At 63.4% G+C, this 22217-nt stretch carries 2 protein-coding genes (1 of these 2 cut by a window edge); both read right to left on the bottom strand.

All coding sequences use genetic code 11. The annotated features are described in order from the left end of the window. Positions 1-12726, bottom strand: the 5' portion of a protein-coding gene (locus BUB69_RS02420) for a non-ribosomal peptide synthetase (protein ID WP_073162113.1). Its footprint begins 5031 nt before the window's first position; the window shows 12726 of its 17757 coding nt (coding positions 1-12726); it begins with the start codon at positions 12724-12726; the stop codon falls past the left edge of the window. Continuing rightward, complete coding sequence (locus BUB69_RS02415; RefSeq protein WP_073162112.1) at positions 12723-22217, bottom strand: non-ribosomal peptide synthetase; 9495 nt, start codon at positions 22215-22217, stop codon at positions 12723-12725. The genes BUB69_RS02420 and BUB69_RS02415 overlap by 4 nt, the downstream gene beginning before the upstream one ends.

Below are 22217 nucleotides of genomic sequence, written 5' to 3'. Positions count from 1 at the left end.
GGTCACAGCCAGCAGCGAGTGCCCGCCCAGCTCGAAGAAGTGATCATGCCGCCCCACCCGCTCGACCTGCAGCAGCTCGCCCCATATCTCGGCCAGCGCCGTCTCCACCGCTCCCTGAGGCGCCTCGTAATCTCGACCCGGCAACGCCTCACGATCCGGCATCGGCAAGGCGCGACGGTCAACCTTGTCATTGGCGGTCAGCGGCCAGGCGTCAAGACGCACGAAGGCAGTGGGCACCATGTAACCCGGCAGCACCGCCAGCAAGGCGGCACGCAGATCACCCGCAGTCGAGCCAGTAACATCGGCTTGTTCGATGAAATAACCCACCAGCCTTGGCTGACCCGGCTCGTCTTCCCGGGCCACTACCAGCGCTTCTTTGATGCCCGGCAACTGGCTCAACTGCGCTTCGATCTCGCCGAGTTCGATGCGCACGCCACGGATTTTCACCTGATCGTCATTACGCCCCAGGTACTCCAGCGCACCGTCGGAGTTCCAGCGCGCCAGGTCGCCGGTGCGGTACATACGCGCGCCGGCGTCCTGGTGGAACGGGTCACGCAGGAAGCGTTCGGCGGTCATTTCGGGTCGATTCAGGTAGCCACGCGCTACGCTGTCGCCTGCCACGTACAGCTCGCCCGCCACGCCCAGCGGCACCAGTTGCTGGCGTTCGTCGAGCAGGTACACGCGGGTGTTGGCAATGGGTTTGCCGATATCGAGACTGCCGTCCGGCCACAAACGGCCGGAGGTGGCGACCACCGTGGCCTCGGTCGGGCCGTAGTTGTTGATCACCGCAAAGCCCGGATCACGATGGAATTGACGCAGACGATCGCCGCCGATCAACAGCGTGCGCAACGTCGGATGACGCAGGTCACGGCTGAAGGCGTATTCCGCGACCGGTGTAGGCAGAAACGCGACTTGCAGCGGCTGGGCGATCCACCAGTCGAGCAGCGCATCCAGCTGTTCGTTGCTGATGTTCTCTGGCGGCAGGTGCAAGGTTGCCCCAGCACACAGCGCCGGCCAGATTTCCCAGGCCATGGCATCAAAGCCGAAACCGGCGACGCTGGCCGTGTGGCTGCCCGCCTGCAGCTCGAACGTCTGGCAGTGCCACGCCAGCAGATTGTTCAGGGTGCGGTGCTCGACCATGACGCCCTTGGGCTGCCCGGTCGAGCCCGACGTGTAGATCACGTAGGCCAGATGCGCAGCCGTCAGCCCCGCCACCTGCGGGTTGTCCAGACGCTCCGGCCAGTCCGGACGGTCAAAGGCAATGACCGGCGCGTTCGATACCGGCACGCGGCTCAACAATGCCTGCTGGGTCAGCAGCACTTTGGGGGCGCTGTCACTCAGCAGATAAGCAATGCGTTCGTCCGGGTGCGAAGGATCGACCGGCACGTAACCGGCTCCCGCCTTGAGCACGGCCAGCAAGGCCACCAGTGTGTCCAGCCCGCGACGGGCCATGACCGCCACGCGATCATCAACGCGCACGCCAAGGCTGATCAGGTGATGGGCCAGCGCGTTGGCGCGGTGATTCAGCTCGCCGTAGCTCAGGCAGCGCTGGTCCACCTGTGCGGCCACGCTCTCCGGCGCGCTGGCCGCACGGGCTTCGATAAGCGCATGCACGGTTTGCTCGAAGGAAACATCCAGCGCAGTCGCATTCAGCGTGTCCAGCAGGTAATGCCGCTCCTGATGGCTTACCAGCGCAATCCGGTCGAGCAGCGCCTGCTCATGGTTAGCCAGCGTTTCGAGGACCTGCAGGAAATAGCCGAGATAGCGCTGTACGGTCGCTTCGTCGAACAGCGCCGTCGCGTAGTCCAGCGTGCCAATCAACGTCTCGCCCTGCTCGCTCAGGTTCAGCGACAGGTCGAATTTGGAGACCTGGCTGACCTGCTCGACCGGTGCCACGACCAGACCGTCGAGCGGCACGGCAGCGTGTCCACCAGGCATCCAATTCAGGGTGGTCTGGAACAACGGTGGATGGGCCAGATTGCGGGCAGGACGAACCACTTCCACGACCTGTTCGAATGGCAGGTCCTGATGGTCCTGCGCCTCCAGCACGCGAGCCTTGACCCGCGCCAGCAGCGCTTCGCCGCTCGGACTGCCCGAAGTATCGATGCGCACGGCCAGCGTGTTGACGAACAGGCCGACCAGGTCTTCCAGCTCGGCACGGCCTCGACCTGCCACCGGGCTGCCGATCACCACTTCGGCCTGCCCGGACAGACGCGTGAGGGTCGCAGCCCAGGCCGCCATCAGTGCCATGTACAGCGTGACGCCCTGACGTTGCGCCAGTGTGCGCAGATCCGCCGTCAACCGTGCATTCAACTGCAACGCAAGGCTGGCACCTGCAAAATCCTGTTGTGCCGGACGTGGCCGGTCGGTCGGCAGGGTGAGCAGTGTCGGCGCGCCTTCCAGGACCTGACGCCAGTAAGCCGCCTGGTGTTGCAGGCGCTCGCCGCTCAGCCAGCGGCGTTGCCACACAGCATAATCGGCGTACTGGATCGCCAAGGGTGGCAGCGGGTCATGCTGCCCTCGGCAGAACGCCGGGTACAGCGCCAGAAGTTCCTGTGTCATTACGCCCATCGACCAGCCATCGGCGACGATATGGTGAACGGTCAGCAGCAGCACGTGACGCTCATCGGCCACTTGTAACAGATGAGCACGAATCAGCGGTCCGTGAGCCAGGTCGAACGGCGCGACCGCTTCGGCGCGGATGCGCTCGGCCAATGCCTGCGGAATGTGGCGCATGTCCTCGACAGGCAGCCGGGCGTCGGCGAATGTCGGTACGAACAGCACGTGCGCGCTGTCTTCACTGGCCACGAACCGGCTGCGCAAGGTTTCGTGGCGTTCGACGATACGCGCCAGGGCACGCGTCAACGCTGTCACGTCAAGGCTACCCTCAAGGCTCAGCGCCATGGGGATGTTGTAGGCCTCGTTGCCGCCGTCCATCTGCGCCAGGAACCACAACCTTTGCTGGGCGAAAGACAGTGGCATCGGCTGGTCACGCGTCACCGGCAGGATTGACGGCAGCTCACTGCGCGCCACGTCACACAGCGCGGCCGCCACCGCCGCCAGTTCGCCAAGGGCAAACAGCTCACCCAACGGCAACTCCACGCCCAGTTGCTGGCGAACCTGAGACACCATGCGCATGGCCAGCAAGGAATGCCCGCCCAGCTCGAAAAAGTGATCGTGACGACCGACTCGTTCGACCTGCAACACCTCGGCCCAGATCTCGGCCAGCGCCACTTCGAACTCGCCTTGAGGCGCTTCGTAGCTCAGACCGAACAGTGCCGAACGCTCGGGTTTGGGCAGCGCCCGACGATCAAGCTTGCCATTGGCCGTCAGCGGCAGTGTCGTCAGCTCGATGAACGCGGTCGGCACCATGTAGTCCGGCAAGCTGGCCTGCAGGTGTGCACGCATCTGCTCGGGAACCAGCAACGCGCCCTCGTCATGGCTGGTGTAGTACGCCACAAGCCGCACATTGCCTGGCTCGTCTTCGCGAGCCAGCACCACGGTTTCGCCAATACCCGGCAACTGGTGCAGGCAACTGACAATTTCACCGAGTTCAATGCGGAAACCACGGATCTTCACCTGATCGTCGTCACGCCCCAGGCACTCCAGTTGTCCGTCTTCCAGCCAGCGTCCCAGGTCGCCGGTGCGGTACATCATGGCGTCGGGTTCATCACTGAACGGGTCGGCCATGAATTTTTCGGCAGTGAGTTCCGGGCGGTTCAGGTAACCCAGTGCCACACCATCGCCGCCAATGTACAGCTCGCCGGTTACGCCTTTGGGCGCCAGGCGCTGATGAGCGTCCAGCACATAGACGCGGGTGTTGCCGATGGGACGGCCAATCGGGAGGCTCTCTTCGCCCTCGGATACAGCCCGAACTTCGCAGACAGTAGCAAAGGTGGTGGTCTCGGTCGGTCCGTAGGCATTGAACAAACGCATCCCCCGGGCCTGAGTCAGCAGCGTGCGAAAACTGACCGGATCGGCGCGCTCACCGCCGGAAAACAGCACGCGCAGGCCTCGCAGCGCCGCAGGAATCTGCTGTACGTATTGGTTGAACAGCGCCGTGGTGATGAACAACACGGTGATCCCGGCATCGCTCAGTAAGGCGCTGAAACGGCTCGGATCGACCAGTATTTCATGGTCCACCACACACACCTGTCCGCCATTGAGTAACGCACCCCACACTTCCAGGGTGCTGGCATCGAATGCCGGATTGGAGGCAAAGGCAATGCGGTCCTGATCATTGAAATCGGCATAGCCGTTGTTCAGCACCAGACGAGCGATGCCCCGATGTGGCACCCGCACGCCTTTCGGTGCGCCGGTGGAGCCGGAGGTGTACATGACGTAAGCCGCAGCGTTCGAGCCCTGCGCCCGTTGAGGGTCATGGGCGGGCTGGTCATTCAGTTCAAGACTGTCCAGATCGACACGTTGGGTTGCCGCGTTGATGGCTGTCGTGCTGCGGGTCAGCACGCAGACCGCCTGGCAGTCATCCAGCATGTAGCTCTGGCGCTCCGCAGGCGCATTGATATCCAGCGGGACGAAGGTTGCGGCGCATTTGCTTACGGCCAACTGGGCGATCAGCAGCGCTACAGAACGCGGCAACACGATTGCCACATGGTCGCTCGGCGCAATCCCTTGTTCAATCAGGTGATGAGCGAGGCGGTTGGCTTGCTCATTCAGTTCGCCATACGTCATCGAACGCTGGCCATGCACGACGGCCACGCGCTCAGGATGGCGAGCGGCACGCTGTTCGAACAGGCAATGCACGGGTTGCTCACGCGGGTAGTCGCGACGCGTGTCGTTGAACTCATGCAGCAATTGCTGACGCTCAGACGCAGGCAGAATGCCCAGTTGCGTCATGGCGGTATCGGGTTGCTGCTCCAGCGCCAGAATCAGGTGCGTCAGTGCTTCGTGCAGGTAATCGCAGACCCGCTGCGGCTCAATGCCCGGCGTGGCCTGTGCTGTGAAGCTGAAGCCCTGGCCCAGGTCATCGACGCTCAGGGTCAACGGATAGTTGCTGCGCTCCTGCGCATTCAGCACTTCAATCCCTTGCCACGCCAGGGTCCTAGCCTCATCGGCGGCTTCGTGAACCGCGCTGTGACGGTAGTTGAGCAAGCTGTTGAACAACGGAGCGCCCGCAGGCAACGCGCTGCATCGCTGGGCCAGCGCCAGCTGCGCATGCTCGTGGACGAGCAGACCGGTCAGCCTGCGATGCGTATCCTGTACGGCGTCGCGCACGGACTGGCTGCCCAGCTCGATGCGCAGCGGCAAGGTATTGATGAACACACCCAATGCCCGTTCGACGCCTTCAGAGCCCTGCAGGCGACCCAGCAGCACCGTGCCGAATACCACGCTTTCACGTCCTGACAGGTGCCCGAGCACCTGCGCCCAGGCCAGGTGCATCAGGCTTGCAGCACTCACACCGAGCAGGCGGGATTGATCGCGCACCTTGTGGCACAGGGCATCGTCGAGCACCAGACGCGCTTCGAGGGGAACATCGTCCTGCGAGGCGAACGCCAGACCGTAAGGCAGCGTAGGCTCATCGATGTCGCCTAATTGCTCGCTGAAGAATGCCTCATGGGCGGCATCGTCCGGTCCGTGCAGCACGTGAGCGATGTAATTGCGATAGGGAACAGGCGCGGCGAGCTGCGCCTCGTCGCCAAGCAGAATGCTTTGCAATTCCTGACCCAGCACGTCGAGCGCGACATGGTCCATGACCACGTGATGGAAACGCAGCGTCGCAGCGATCAGGCCAGTGCCCGGATCCCGGGCGTACACCAGATGCAGCAGCGGTGCCTGAGTCAGGTCCATGCGCGGGGCGTTGTCCAGATCCTGCAGCGCAACCTCGTCGACACGCAGTGCCGCCTTGCGCCATACCACCTGAACCGGCGCTGACAGGCCTTCCCAGAACAATGCTGTGCGCAGGATGTCGTGCCGTTCGATCACCTGCTGCAACGCGCTGCAGAATGCGTCCAGACGCGCGTGATCCGCGAAGGAGAATCGGGGTTGCAGCAGGTACGGATCGCTGTCGCCAGCGGCCAGATGATGATAAAGAATGCCAGCCTGCAATGGTCCGAGCGGGTAAATGTCCTGCACGTTGGCCGCGCCGCCAGGCACATGGGCGACGATACGCTCGATAGCGTCCTGATCCAGCGACACCAGTGGCAACAGGTCTGGAGTGATGTAGCGGCACTCTGCGTCGATCCGGTTCGCCGGTATCTGCAGTTCATTGTTATTGCCGACCGCGCTGGCCAGCGCCGAAAGGGTCGGCTGGGCGAACAACACGCGAATGTCGGCGCTCATGCCCAGTTTGCGCATGCGTGCGATCAGGGTGACAGCGAGCAGTGAATGCCCGCCCAGTTCGAAGAAGTGATCCTGACGCCCGACTCGGGCGACATTCAGCAGTTCGGCCCACAGTTCTGCCAGACGGGCTTCGGTTTCGCACAGCGGCGCCTCGTAGTGGCGGCTAAGCACGGCATTCGCGTCCGGCTCAGGCAGCGCTGCACGGTCCAGCTTGCCATTGAGGCTTAGCGGCAAGGCCGACAACGCTACGTAGGCCGTCGGCACCATGTAATCCGGCAGTTGCGCCAGCACATGGGCGCGCAACACCTCGATGCCGGGCGCAGAATGGCCTTCCCGGCAACTGAACCAGGCGACCAATCGGTCTCCATGCAACAGCACCGCGGCTTCACGCAACGCCGGATGGGCACTCAGCCGTGCTTCGATCTCGCCCAGTTCGATGCGCAGGCCATGCAGCTTGACCTGGAAGTCGTTGCGGCCGAGAAATTCCAGCTGACCATCTAAGCGCTGGCGAACCAGATCGCCGCTGCGGTACAGGCGATCACCGGGCACAAACGGGCTGTCGATGAACCGTTCAGCCTGCATGTCGGGCAGGTTCAGGTAGCCACGCGCGACACCCGCACCGCCGATGTGCAACTGCCCGACCACGCCTTGCGGCACGGGCTGGTCATGGTCATCGAGCACGTACAGGCGCGTATTGCTGATGGCGCGGCCGATTGGCAACGTCGACTCCGGCACCGGCTGGTCAGGCTCCAGGGTCCACACACTGCAGTCCACCGTGGCTTCGGTCGGACCATACACGTTGTGCAAGCGCACGTGCGGCAAACGCATGCGTACCTGCGCGGCCATGGCGGCAGTCAGTTCACCACCACCGCAGACGATATCGGTCAGGCTGGTGCAGCGGGCGCTTTCGTCGAGTTCGACGAACTGTTGCAACAGCGCAGGCACGAACTGCACCACGCTGACCTCACGGTCCTGAATCTCCTGAGCCAGATACGCCGGGTCACGCTGCCCGTCAGGGCGCGCCAGCACCAGACGCATACCCGCACACAGCGGCCAGAAAAGCTCCCAGACCGAGGCGTCGAAACTGACCGGTGTTTTAAGCAGCAACGCGCGATCAGGGGCTGGCGGACACAGCTGCGAACTCCATTGCACCAGATTGCACAGGCCGCGATGCTCGACCATCACGCCCTTGGGGGTGCCAGTGGAGCCCGAGGTGTAGATCACGTAGGCCAGATGCCCCGCCCCCACCCCTTGAATAACCGGGTTTTCAGCCGACTGCTCGTTCCAGGTGCTGCTGTCCAGGTCGAGCTGCGGCAGCAGGCGCTCGGCAAAGCGCTCGCGCGTGCTGGCATCCACCAGCAGCGTCACGGCCTGGCTGTCATTGAGCATGTAGGCCAGACGATCCATGGGGTAGCCAGGGTCCAGCGGCACATAGGCACCGCCTGCCTTGAGCACGGCCAGCAGCCCGACCAGCAGGTGTGGGCCCCGTTGCAGGCAGACCGCGACCCGGCTTTGCGGCTGCACGCCCTGCTCGAGCAGATGATTCGCCAGCCGATTGGCCGCCTCGTTGAGCTGGCGATAGGTCAGGCGAACGCCTGCCGACTCCAGCGCAATGGCATCCGGGGTTCGGGCAACCTTAGCCTCGAACAGTGCCTGCACGGGGCGATCAAGTTGGAAATCCCGCTCGTTGGCGTTGAAATCCACCAGCAGACGGCGCCGTTCCTCATGCCCCAGCATGCCAGCCCTGGCCGGCACCGCATGGGCATTGCCGACCATCGTCCACAGCAACTGCTCCAGATAACCCACATAACGCACTACAGTCGCTTCATCGAACAACGCAGTGGCGTAATCCACCACACCGCCGAACCCTTCAGCGGTCTCACCCATGCTCAGGGTCAGGTCGAACTTGGCGAACGTCGGCTGCTCGGACAACGGCTGCAGGTGCAGATCGCCCAATTGCAATTCCAGCCCCTGACTGCCGTCCCAGGCCAGTGACGCCTGGAACAACGGGCTGTGGGCCAGGCTGCGCGGCGGCTTCAGACGCTCCACCACTTGTTCGAAAGGCAGATCCTGATGTTCCTGGGCCTGAATCACTTGAGATTTGATCCGCGCCAGCAGCGTACTGACATCCGGCTCTGCGGAGGTATCGATGCGCACCGCGAGGGTGTTGACGAACAGACCGATCAACGCCTCGACTTCGCTGTGTCGACGGTTGGCCACCGGCATGCCGATCACCACCTCGGACTGCCCCGACAGCCGGGCCAGCAGCACAGCCCACGCCCCCATGAACAGCATGAACGGCGTCACGCCATGGTGCTGGCAGCAGGCTTTCAGGTCATCGCACAGGCGCGGGTCGAGACGTACCGCAACGCTGGCACCCGAGTAGTCCTGACGCGCCGGGCGCGGTCGGTCGGTCGGTAAGGTCAATAAGGCCGGTGCGCCGGTCAGCGCCTGATGCCAGAAGTCGCTCTGGCGGCTCATGCGCTCGCCGTCCAGCCAGTTGCGTTGCCACAGCGCGTAGTCCGCGTACTGCAAGGACAACGGCGCAAGCGGGTCCTCCAGACCTTGGCTGAATGCCCGATACAACGCAGTGAGTTCACGGGTGAAGACGCCCAGCGACCAACCATCGGCGACGATGTGGTGCAGGGTCAGCAACAGCACGTGCCGGTCTTCGGCCAGGCACAGCAGACGCCCGCGAATCGGCAGGTCGTCCAGCAGATCGAACGGCTGCGCAGCTTCTTCGCGAACAATGCGCTGCAGTGCGTGCTCGTTCTCACCGCGCAGGTCCTGCCAGAGCAGTTCGGGAACGACCGAGGCCGGTGCAGCCTGCACACGGGCCTCGCCTTCGTGTTGAATGAAGCGGCTGCGCAGGCTGTCATGGCGTACGACGATACGCTCAAGGGCGCGCTTGAGTGCGCGGGTGTCCAGATGCCCTTTCAGTTGCAGGCCCAGCGGAATGTTGTAAGCGCTGTTGGCATCCTCCATTTGCGCCAGAAACCACAACCTTTGCTGGGCGAAGGACAATGGAACCGGTCCGTCATGTTTGGAAGCCTGGATGGCAGGCAGTTCATGGTGTCCGGCATTACCCAGACAGCGCGCGACGGCGGCCAGTGCGCTGTCGGCAAACAGGTCGCCCAGCGCAAGCTCCAGCGACAGGCGCTGGCGCACCTGAGACACCATGCGCATGGCCAGCAACGAATGACCGCCCAGCTCGAAGAAACGATCCTGACGCCCTACCCGTTCGACCTGCAGCAATTGGCCCCAGATCGCCGCAAGAGCTATTTCCAGCTCGCCTTGCGGCGCCTCGTAATCAGATGTTTGCAACGCCTGACGATCCGGAACCGGCAAGGCCCGACGGTCAACCTTGCCATTGGCGGTCAGCGGCCAGGCGTCAAGACGCACGAAGGCACTGGGCACCATGTAACCCGGTAGCACCGCCAGCAAGGCGGCACGCAGATCACCCGCAGTGGAGCCAGTAACATCGGCTTGTTCGATGAAATAACCCACCAGCCTTAGCTGACCCGGCTCGTCTTCCCGGGCCACTACCAGCGCTTCTTCGATGCCCGGCAACTGGCTCAACTGTGCTTCGATCTCGCCGAGTTCGATGCGCACGCCACGGATTTTCACTTGGTCGTCATTACGCCCCAGGTACTCAAGCGTGCCGTCGGCGTTCCAGCGCGCCAGGTCGCCGGTGCGGTACATACGCGCGCCGGCGTCCTGGTGGAATGGGTCACGCAGGAAGCGTTCGGCGGTCATTTCGGGTCGATTCAGGTAGCCACGCGCTACGCTGTCACCTGCCACGTACAGCTCGCCCGCCACGCCCAGCGGCACCAGTTGCTGACGTTCGTCGAGCAGGTACACGCGGGTGTTGGCAATGGGTTTGCCAATGTCGAGACTGCCGTCCGGCCACAAACGGCCGGAGGTGGCGACCACCGTGGCCTCGGTCGGGCCGTAGTTGTTGATGACCGCAAAGCCCGGATCACGATGAAATTGACGCAAACGGTCGCCGCCGATCAACAGCGTACGCAGCGTCGGATGGCGCAGGTCACGGCTGAACGCATATTCCGCGACCGGTGTAGGCAAAAACGCGACCTGCAACGGCTGGGCGATCCACCAGTCGAGCAGCGCATCAAGCTGTTCGTTGCTGATGTTCTCTGGCGGCAGGTGCAACGTTGCCCCGGCACACAGCGCCGGCCAGATTTCCCACGCCATGGCATCAAAGCCGAAACCGGCGACGCTGGCCGTGTGGCTGCCAGCCTGCAGCTCGAACGCCTGGCAGTGCCACGCCAGCAGATTATTCAGGGTGCGGTGCTCGACCATGACGCCCTTGGGCTGGCCGGTCGAGCCCGAGGTGTAGATCACGTAGGCCAGATGCGCAGCCGTAAGCCCCGCCACCTGCGGGTTGTCCAGACGCTCCGGCCAGTCCGGACGGTCAAAGGCAATGACCGGCGCGTTCAGTACCGGGACGCGGCTCAGCAGTGTCTGCTGGGTCAGCAGCACTTTGGGGGCGCTGTCGCTCAGCAGATAAGCGATGCGCTCATCAGGGTGTGAGGGATCGACCGGCACGTAACCAGCCCCGGCCTTGAGCACAGCCAGCAAGGCTACAAGCGTGTCCAGCCCGCGACGGGCCATGACCGCCACACGATCATCAACGCGAACGCCAAGGCTGATCAGGTGATGGGCCAAGGCATTGGCGCGATGATTCAGCTCGCTGTAGCTCAATGATTGCCCGGCCACGTGTGCGGCCATGGATTCAGGTCGCTCGAGTGCGTGTTGCTCGATACGCTGGTGCAGTGTCAGACCCCGCTCGTAGTCAGTTGGCTGCGGATTGAGCTGCTGCAGCACATGCGTGCGCTCTGCAAGCGGCAACATGTCGAGCTGTTCGGCCTTGGTCTGCGGCGAGTGCTCCAGCGCCTCCAGCAGATGCTCCATGGCGCGTTGCAGATAAGCGCAGATGCGCTGTGGATCAATCTGCGGCGACGTTTGTGCGGTCAGACTGAACGCCTCGCCCAGGTCATCGACGCTCACCACCAGCGGGTAGTTGCTGCGCTCCTGTGCGTGCAGCACCTGAATGCCCTGCCAGGTCTCGCCGGACGCCTGCGCCGCAGCGCTGTGACGATAGTTGAGCAAGGCGTTGAACAACGGCGTCGGTGCTGCGACGCCGCTGCACCGCTGGGCCAACGCCAGTGGGGCATGTTCGTGGCGCATCAGTGTGGTCAGGCGCTGATGGGTGGCGCGAATCGCTGTACGCAGGTCCTGATCACCCAGATCCAGGCGCAGCGGCAAGGTGTTGATGAAAATGCCCAGTGCCCGCTCGGTGGCCTCGGCCCCCAAAAGACGGCCCATCAACACGGTGCCAAAGACCACGCGTTGGCGACCGGTCAGGCCCGCCAGCACACGGGCCCAGCCCAGGTGAAACAGGCTGGCCACGCTGACACCCAGCGTGCGTGCCTGACTGCGCAGGCGCTGGCACAGCAACGGTTCCAGTGCCAGCGTGTATTCGCCGATGTCGCCGCCTTCTCCACTGAGGTCTTGCAGGTCGTACGCCAGTGTCGGCTCGTCCAGATCGGCCAGCATGTCGCGGAAAAACGCCTCATGCTCGGCTTCGCTGACACCCAGCAGCGCCTGCGCCACGTATTTGCGGAACGGCACCGGTGTGCCCAACGCCTCGGCCTGCCCCGACAGACACGCCTGTATTTCGTGGCGTACTACTTCAAGCGCGCTGTGGTCCATGGCGATGTGGTGGAACACCAGCGTCGCCTTGACGCCGTCGTCTGCGTGCTGATGGCAGATCAGGCGGATCAACGGTGCCTGGCCCAGATCCAGCGTGATGCCCTGCGCACTCGGCACAGTATCGACCACCAGTTCTGCGTGGCGCCAGACCACCTGGACCGGAGTTTCCAGCCCCTCCCAGTGCACCGACGTGCGCAGGATGTCGTGGCGCGCAATCACGGTTTGCAGCGCCAGGGCAAACGCGTCGAGACGTTCCTGGTCGGAAAAGGCGAATTCCACCTGCATCACATACGGGTCGCCGTGGGTTGCCGTGACGTGGTGATACAGAATGCCCTGCTGTAAAGGCGCCAGCGGATACAGGTCCTGCACGTTGGCGGCCCCGCCCGGTATGGCCTGGACCAACTGATCGATGGCTGTCTGGTCAAGCACCACCAGCGTCAGCATGTCGGGGGTGATGTGGGTGCAGCCGTTGGGAATCGCATTTTCCGGGAAGGTCTGTGCGCCGCGTCGGGTGGTCAGCGAATCGCCTTGTTCAAGACGTTCGATCAGCGCCGGCTTGTGTTCACGCAGGCTGTCCAGCAAACCTTTGTCCGTCAGTGCGCGGCGATTGCCCTGCACCACCAGTTGACCGTCCTTGACCGTCAGGTGGATATCGTTGGCTTTCAGTGTCGCCAGGAGTTCGTTGATGCTCACAGGATAATCTCCATGTTCTCTGTGATGGCTGCGTAGCCCGCCAGCGTTGGGTGCTCGAACAGTGCGCGGACGTCGGCTTCAAGGCCTTCCTGACGCAAGCGCGCGGTCAGGCTGACCGCCAGCAGCGAGTGGCCGCCCAGTTCAAAGAAATTGTCGTGACGGCCAACGTGCTCGACGCCGAGCAGTTCGCGCCAGAGGTCGGCCAGCAGGGTTTCCATCTCGCCTTGCGGGGCTTCATAAGGTCTGGACAACAACGCATCGGCGCCAGGCACCGGCAGTGCCTGGCGGTCCAGTTTGCCGTTCGGACCCAGCGGCAAGGCGTCCAGGTGCACGTAAAGGGCCGGGACCATATAGTTCGGCAGGTGTTTGCCCACGGCGTCGCGCAGCACTTCAACCGACTGCACAGCGCCGGTGTAATACGCCACCAGTCGCTGACCGCCTGGCGTCTCGTCGCGCACCATGACGACGGCCTGTTCTATACCCGGATACCGAATCAGGCAGGCCTGAATATCACCCGGTTCGATACGCAGCCCGTTGATTTTCACTTGATCGTCATTGCGCCCCAGGAACTCCAGATTGCCATCCGCCTGTTGGCGAACCAGGTCGCCGCTGCGGTACAGGCGATCGCCTTCGACGAACGGGCTGTCAATGAAACGCTCGGCCTGCTGCGCGGGCAGGTTCAGGTAACCACGGGTGACACCGGCACCGCCGATGTGCAGGTGCCCGATCACGCCCTGAGGCACCGGCTGGTCATGCCGATCCAGCACGTAAAGACGTGTGTTGCTGATCGGGCGACCAATCGGCAGTGTGGTCTCCGGCAGCGGCATGTTCGGGTCCAGCGTCCAGACGCTGCAGTCGACGGTGGTTTCCGTCGGCCCATAAACGTTATGCAGGCGTACCCATGGCAGACGCGACCGCACCTGTTCGGCGAGTGCGGCGGTCAGCTCGCCGCCACCGCAGACAATGTCGGTGAGGCTGTAACACTGGCTACTGTCCGGCAGGTCGAGAAATTGCTGAAGCAGTACCGGAACGAATTGCACCACGCTGACCTTCTGATCCCGGATCAGCCGCGCCAGATAGACTGGATCACGGTGCCCGTCAGACCGGGCCAGCACCAGCGGCAGCCCACTGCACAACGGCCAGAAAATCTCCCAGACCGAGGCATCGAAACTGATGGGCGTCTTGTGCAACAGCGCTCCGTGTTGAGTCGCCGGGCACAGCAGCGAGCCCCAACGCACCAGATTCGCCACGTTGCAATGCTCGACCATCACACCCTTGGGCGTCCCCGTGGAGCCCGAGGTGTAGATCACGTACGCCAGATGACGGGCGGTCAGACCCAAGACGGCAGGGTTGGCGGTGCGCTGGGAATTCCAGTTAGAGGCGTCCAGATCAATCCGTAATGTGTGCTCGTTTTCCAGCAGATTGCGGGTCGAAGTCTGTACCAACAGCGCTTTTGGCGCGCTGTCCTGGAGCATGTAATGCAAGCGCTCGCGGGGATAACCCGGGTCCAGCGGCACATAGGCACCGCCCGCCTTGAGAATGGCCAGCAGGCCGATCACCATCGGTGCGCCTCGTTCGACGCAGATCGCGACGCGGTCGTCAGGCTGTACGCCTTGATCGATCAAATGGTGGGCCAAAGCGTTGGCCTGCTCGTTGAGCTGCTGCCAACTCAACTGCGCATCCTCGGCCAGCACGGCAATGGCCTGTGGCGTACGGGCAACCTGAGTCTCGAACAGATTCAGCAGCGTCTGTTCCGGGTCATGGGCAACGGTGGTTGCGTTGAAGCCGTCGAGCAATTGCTGACGCTCGCGAGGTTCAAGCACGGGCAGATGCAGTAAAGGCAGATCGGGCTCGGTGTCCAGCGCATCCACCAGCCCGGTCAGCGCCTGCTGCATGTAGCCACAGATGCGTTCAGCCCCTATTTTGGGCGCAACGGTGACCGACAGGCGCAAGGATTCACCCAGGTCGTCGACATTCAGGCTCAGCGGATAATTGGTGTGCTTTTCACTGGCCAGAATCTCCAGGCCGCGCCAGGTGTCGCGCTGTGCGTCCTGGCGTGCCTGCCCAGCACTGTGGCGATAGTTGAGGATGGCACTGAACAGCGGCGACGATGTCGCCACCCCGCTGAACCGTTGTGCCTGAGCCAGGGCCGCGTGCTCATGTCCCAGCAGCGTCGCGAGCCGGGCGTGCGTCGCGCGCGCGCCGTCACGCACGCTGACATCCGCCAGATCGACGCGCACAGGCAGCGTATTAATGAACATGCCCATACCGCGATCCGCCCCGGCACCGCCTTGCAACCGTCCCAGCAACACCGTCCCGAACACCACGCGGTCGTTGCCGGTGGCTGCAGCCAGCACCCGTCCCCATGCGAGGTGAAAGAGGCTGGCGACGCTGACGCCCAGTTGCCGTGCCTGACTGCGCAGGCGTCGCACCAGCTCGTCGGGCAGCGTCTGCTGGTTTTCTTCAATGCTACGGCCATCACCCTGCACATCACGCAGACCGAACGGCAGCGTTGGCTCGTCGATATCGCCCAGTTGTTCACGGAAATACGCCTCGTGCTCCGCCTCACTGACACCCAGACGCGCTTGAGCCACGTAGTTGCGATAGGGCACGGCAACCTGGGTTGGTTCGGGAGCACCGCGCAGGTGCGCGAGCATTTCCTCGCGCATCACTTCCAGTGCCGTCGCATCGACCACGATGTGATGGAACAGCAAGGTGGCAGACACGCTGTCGCTTGACGGATCCTGGCTGTAGTCAAGTCGCATCAATGGCGCACGATCCAGACTCATGGGTGCCGGTCTGGTCTGATCGGCCACTTCCTCGACACGCAGTTCGGCGTGCCGCCAGACCACTTGCTGCGGCGCTTGCAGGCCTTCCCAGATCACCGCGGTACGCAGGCTGTCGTGACGCGCGATGACCTTGCGCAGCGCCTCGGCAATGCTCTGCAGACGCGCCATGCTGTCGAAATTCAGACGTAATTGCAGCAGGTACGGATCGTCCTGCTGCGCCGTCAGGTTGTGATACAGAATGCCTTCCTGAAGCGGCGCCAGCGGGTAGATTTCCTGTACGTTGGCGCCGCCACCAGGCACGGTTGATACGATGCGATCAATGGCCGCCTGATCCAGCCGCGTCAGGCTCAGCATGTCCGGCGTGATACGTGTGCAGCCTTCTGGCACTTTATTCTCGGGCACCACGACCTCGCGGCCATTGCCGACCGACGCTGCCAGCGCCGCCACGCTCGGCTGGCCAAGCAGTACACGCACGTCGGCACTCAGCCCGGCGTTGCGCATGCGCTCGACCAGACTCACGGCCAGCAGCGAATGCCCGCCCAACTCGAAAAAGTTGTCATGCCGCCCGACTCGCTCCAGGCCCAGCACCTGCTCCCACAGGCCGGCAATGATCATCTCGGTTTCGCCTTGCGGGGCCTCATAGCGGTTGGCCGTCAGGTCGGCAAGCTCAGGGTCCGGCAAGGCCCGGCGGTCCAGTTTGCCGTGGCTGGTCAGCGGCAAGGCCGTGAGGCGCATGAACGCCAGCGGCACCATGTGACCCGGCAACTGGTCGAGCAGCGCCTGACGCAACGTGCCCGGCTCCACGGCAGCCGTCTCGGTGAACCAGGCCAGCAGGCGCTCGTTGCGCACCAGCACCACGGCATCTTTGATACCGGGTTGAGCGGCAAGGACCGTCTCGATCTCGCCCAGCTCGATACGCATCCCGCGAATCTTGACCTGATCGTCGTTACGGCCTATGTAATCCAGCGTGCCATCGGCATTCCAGCGCACCAGATCGCCACTGCGGTACATCCTTGCCGGCGCCTGTGTGCAGAACGGATCGGCGATGAATCGCTCTTCGGTCAGATCCGGGCGGTTCAGGTAGCCACGTGCAACACCCGCCCCCCCGATGTAAAGCTCGCCGATCACGCCGACCGGCACGGGTTGCCGTTGCTCGTCCAGCACGTAAAGACGTGTGTTGGCCACCGGTCCGCCAATGTGCAGCGACGCGCCTGGAATGACCTGTCCTGAGGTCGCGACCACGGTGGTTTCCGTCGGGCCATAATTGTTGATGACCGCAAACCCTGGGTCTTTATCGAACTGGCGCAGACGGTCTCCGCCGATTAATAGCGTGCTCAGCGTCGGATGCTGACGTGCGCGACCGAACGCCTGTTCGGCCACCGGCGTCGGCAAAAAGCTGACCTGAAGCGGTTGTTCCAGCCACCAGTCGAGCAATTCATCGACCTGCTCGTTGGCCACCTGAGCAGGCGGCACGTGCAATACGGCACCGGCGCAAAGCGCTGGCCAGACTTCCCACGCCATGGCGTCGAAACCGAAACCGGCCACACTGCTGGTGTGGCTGCCGGCGTGCAGGTCGAACGCCTGACAATGCCAGTGCACCAGATTGTTCAGGGTGTGATGCTCCACCATCACGCCCTTGGGTTGGCCAGTGGAGCCTGAGGTGTAGATGACGTAAGCCAGATGACGGTCGTTGAGACCTGCTACTTGCGGATTACTGTCAGGTGCGTCATGCCAGTCGCTGTGTTGCAGATTGACTTGAAACACGGAGCCGACCAGGCTGGCCGTCGAATTTTCGGTCACGACTGCACGGGGTGCGCTGTCTTCCAGCAGATAGGCAATGCGCTCTGCCGGGTAAGCCGGATCTATTGGAACGTAGGCAGCTCCTGCCTTGAGGATGGCCAGCATGCCGACCACGCGGCCCGGGCCACGACGCAGGCACAACGCAACACGCTCGTCCGGCTTCACGCCCAGACCCATCAAGTGGTGCGCAAGGCGGTTGGCACGCTGATTGAGCTCGGCGTATGTCATCACCTCCTCGCCCTGAACCACGGCGAGGGCCTGCGGATGGCTTGCAACGCTGGACTCCACTTGAGCATGCACCGTCAGACCTTCGGGGAAACGGTGTGCGCTGGCATTGAACGCGTTCAGCAGTCGTTCGCGCTCGGCCGCGTCCAGAATCGGCAAGCTTTGCAGCGGTTCGGGAACGCCCTGTTCCAGTGCCTGCACCAGATTCGCCACAGTGTTCTGCATCCAGCCTGCGATGCGCTCGGCCCCCATGCCTTGTCGAGACAGCACGTGCAGGTCGAAGCCTTCGCCCAGATCGTCGACACTGAGGGTCAGCGGGTAATTACTGCGCACCTCGCCACCCAGCACGCGCACGCCCTGCCACACACCTTCGCCGTCGCGCGGCCGGACGGTGGCGCTGTGGCGATAATTGAGCAACGCGCTGAACAGCGGTGAGCCGGACGCCACGCCACTGCAACGCTGCGCCAGCACCAGTGAGGCCTGCTCATGAGCGATCAAGGCTGACAGCCGTGAATGCACGGTTTTCACGGCCTGGCGAGTGCTGCTGGCAGTGTCGATGCGCAGCGGCAAGGTGTTGATGAACACCCCGAGCGCCCGATCCGCGCCCTCGCCACCCTGCATGCGTCCCAGCAGCACCGTGCCGAACACCACATCCTGGCGGTTGGCGATCACACTCAGGACACGTGCCCAGGCGGCATGCATCAGGCTCGCCGCACTGACGCCCAATTGTCGGGACTGCTCACGCACGCGCAACGCCAGGTCGCTGTCGAGCACCCGTCGGGCCTGCTCGATATCACTGCCATCGGCGTGTACATCCTGCACGCCAAAGGGCAACGTGGGTTCGTCCACATCGCTCAGCATGTCACTGAAAAACGCCTCGTGCCGAGCGTCGTCGCTGTGCAGGCGCACCTGCGCCACGTAGTTGCGGTAAGGCACCGGCGCGGCCAGACTCGTCTGTCGGTCAGCCAGCAGGGCTTCCATTTCCCGTGTGACCACCTCCATCGCGGCGTTGTCGAGAACCAGGTGGTGGAACAACAGCACGGCAGCCACTTCGCCATTGGCCGGATCATGGGTATGAACCAGTCGCATCAAAGGTGCCTGGGAAAGGTCCAGACGATGATGGCGGGCGTCGAATCGCTGATGCAGGCGATCCATGACGCTGACGGCGGCGTTCTCGTCGGCCACGCAATCGGCGTCGAGGCTGACCGGCTGAACCAGCAGATCGGCCTTGCGCCAGACCACTTGCTGCGCGCTTTCAAGCCCTTCCCAGACCACGGCGGTCCGCAGGATGTCGTGACGGTCAATGACCTGCTGCAGCGCATCGGTCCATGCGTGCAAACGCTCCACGCTGTCGAACGCCAGGCGCCATTGCAGGAGGTACGGATCGCCTTGGGTGGCAGACAAATGATGATAGAGGATGCCTTCCTGCAAAGGCGCCAACGGGTAGATTTCCTGCACGTTGGGCGCACCGCCTGGCACGCTGGCGACAATGCGGTCGATCGCAGCCTGATCAAGACGCGTCAGGCTCAGCATTTGCGGGGTAATCCGTTCACAGGCCGGCGGCACGGCATTGGCCGGTACGCTGAACTCGCGGGCATTGTCCTTGCTGGCCGCCAGTGCCGCGACCGTCGGCTGGGACAGCAGTACATGCACATCGGCCTTGAGCCCGGCCGTGCGCAAACGTTCTACCAGCGTGATCGCCAGTAAAGAATGCCCCCCCAGCTCGAAGAAGTTGTCATGACGCCCTACTCGCTCGACGCCCAGCACCTGCGCCCAGACAGCGGCCATCGCGATTTCCGTCGCGCCTGTCGGTGCCTCGTAAGCGTGCCCCAGCAAATAGGCAGGATCCGGATCCGGCAACGCACGGCGGTCGAGTTTGCCGTTGCCGGTCAGCGGCAGGACGTCCAGCCGGGTGAACGCACGCGGCACCATGTAAGCAGGCAGTCTGGCCCGCAGCGTCTGGCGCAATTGATCAGGGTCCACGGCCGAGGTTTCGGTGAACCAGGCCAGAAGGTGCTCGTCGCGCACCAGCACCACGGCTTCCTTGACGCCTGTCTGGCTGGCAATCGCCGCCTCGATTTCGCCAGGTTCGATGCGCATGCCGCGAATCTTGATCTGATCATCGTTGCGGCCCTGGTACTCCAGCGTACCGTCGGCATTCCAGCGCACCAGATCGCCGGTGCGGTACATGCGTCCCTGAGCATCGAGGCTGAACGGGTCGGCGAGGAAGCGTTCTTGCGTCATCTGTGGCCGGTTGAGATAGCCTCGTGCGACCCCCGAGCCACCGATGTACAGCTCGCCTGTGGCGCCGACGGGCATTGGCTGCAGTCGCTCATCCAGCACGTAGACACGCGTATTGGCAACCGGACCGCCGATGTGCAGTGATGCACCCGCGCGCACCAGCCCGGAAGTGGCAACCACTGTGGTTTCGGTGGGCCCATAGTTATTGACGACCGCATAACGTCGGTTTTCGGCAAACTGGCGAAGGCGGTCACCCCCGATTAGCAGGGTGCGCAGCGTCGGATGATCTTCGTCCAGGCTGAACGCGTACTCAGCCACGGGCGTCGGCAGGAAGCTGACATCCAGGGGCTGGGCCAGCCACCAGCGCAACATCGCGTCGATGTCTTCGCCGCCCTCCTGAACCGGTGCCAGATGCAGGGTCGCGCCCGCGCACAGGGTCGGCCATACCTCCCAGGCCATGGCATCGAAACCAAACCCGGCCAGACAGGAGGCATGCCCGCCCGCCGTCAGCTTGAACGCATCACAGTGCCAGTCCACCAGATTGGCAAGCATTCGGTGTTCCACCATGACGCCTTTGGGCTGGCCAGTGGACCCGGAGGTGTAGATCACGTAGGCCAGGTGGTGACTGCACAGGGGCTCGACGTCGGGGTTGATGTCGGAGCCGCTCTCTTTATCGCAGTCGTCCAGCTCGATCACCGGTTGAGTCAGTAGTGGCAGGCGCTCACGCAGATTCTCACGCGTCAGCACCACCGACGGCGCGCTGTCACTCAGCAGATAGGCCAGCCGCTCGCGTGGATGCGCAGGGTCGATCGGCACATAAGCGGCACCGGCCTTGAGAACGGCCAGCAGACTCACCAGGGTGTCCAGCCCGCGTCGCGACACAACCGCAACGCGGTCGTCAGCCACGATGCCTGATTCGATAAGGCGCAGCGCCAGGCTGTTGGCGCTGCGGTTGAGCTGCCGATAGGTCAGGCGCTGTCCGTCGAAGACGGCCGCCACTGCGTCCGGACACTGCTGGGCATGCTGCTCGATACGCCGATGGATCAACTGCGGGCCCGCAACAACCGTGTCGGTCTCGTTCCATTGGCTGATGTGCTGACGTTCGGCGGGCGTCAGCAGATCGAACGCTTCGGCGCGTAGCGCGGGGTTCTCCAGCCCCTGCTCGATCACCTGCAACAGACGCTCGCCAATCGCCTCGGCTTCGGCATCATTGAACCAGGCGCGGTGGTGAACCACATGCAACCATGCCTGATCACTGAACCTGTTGGTCCGCATGTGCAACGCCAGAGGCGTGGTTTCGTAACCATTGGAGACTTTCACGGCCTGTGCTTGCGCATCGCCATAACGGTAGTCATGGTCATCCTGCTCATAGGACACAGAGACCTCGAACAACTGCGCCCGCTCCTCGCGGGAAATGCCCAGGGTGCGATTAAGCTCACTGAGCGCAAAGCGCTGATGTCGGAAATCCCGCTTGAGGGTGTCACGCACCGCGATGACCAGGGCAGCGAAATCAAGCTCCTGCTCAAAGTCCATGCGCACCGCGCTGACTTGGGCGAAATGCCCCAGCGTGGCCTTGAAACGCGCGCCGGTGCGATTGAGCAATGGCAAGCCGACCACCCAGTCGTCGCGCTGTGCAGTGCGGGTGAAGTAGACATGCAGCGCGGCCAGCAGAACGTGGAACGCCGAGGCACCAAAGCGTTCGGCAAACTGGTGCATGCGCGTGTGCAGCTCAGCGGGAAATGCCTGGACCCAGGTATGGGATGGCGCCGGGTCGGTCGATCTGCGGTTGTGATAACGGGACACCAGTAGCGGCTCGGGCAGCTCCCGGTACTTGTCCAGCCAATAAGCCTTGTCCCGCGCATGACGCGGCGAGTCATGGTAGCGCGCGTCATCACTGATGAACTCGCTGTAGGACAACCCCTGGGTCTCGAGAGTGCCGCCTTCACAGAGCGCGGTGTAATGCTCACCCAGAGACTTGAGCATCTGCCCGAAGCCCCAGCCGTCAAGGATCAGGTGGTGAGCCTGAATGACCAGCCAATGCTGGTCTTCACATAAGCGCACCAGACATAAACGAAACAGCGGGCTGCCGTCCAGCGCATAGGGACGCTGCATTTGCTCGCGCATCAACGTCTGCGCCGCCTCGACCCGCTCGGGATGATCACGTAAATCGTGCACCGGCAGAGAGACCGGTATGGACTCGGCGTAGGTCTGCATCGGCAAACCATCAGCCCCTGCGCCCGGTACCAGCACTGTACGCAAGCCATCATGCGCGGCCAGCAGTTGCTCAAGCGCACGCTTCAGCATCACGGGATTCACCTGGCCAACCAGCTTCAGGTAGCCGCCGATGTTATAGAGAGGCGAGTCGCCGCGGCTGATCTGGTCAAGCCAGATATCGCGTTGGGGCGCGGTCAGGGGGAACAGGTCGACGGCCGACAT

This window comes from Pseudomonas asturiensis (assembly GCF_900143095.1).
GTDB classification, from domain to species: Bacteria; Pseudomonadota; Gammaproteobacteria; order Pseudomonadales; family Pseudomonadaceae; genus Aquipseudomonas; species Aquipseudomonas asturiensis.
The sequence above is the reverse complement of the archived record's forward strand: the minus strand, read 5'-3'. Positions and strand labels throughout refer to the sequence as shown.

Excerpts from the sequence above, each read along its gene's own strand:
- BUB69_RS02415 (WP_073162112.1), bottom strand. The coding sequence starts at position 22,217 with ATGTCGGCCGTCGACCTGTTCCCCCTGACCGCGCCCCAACGCGATATC.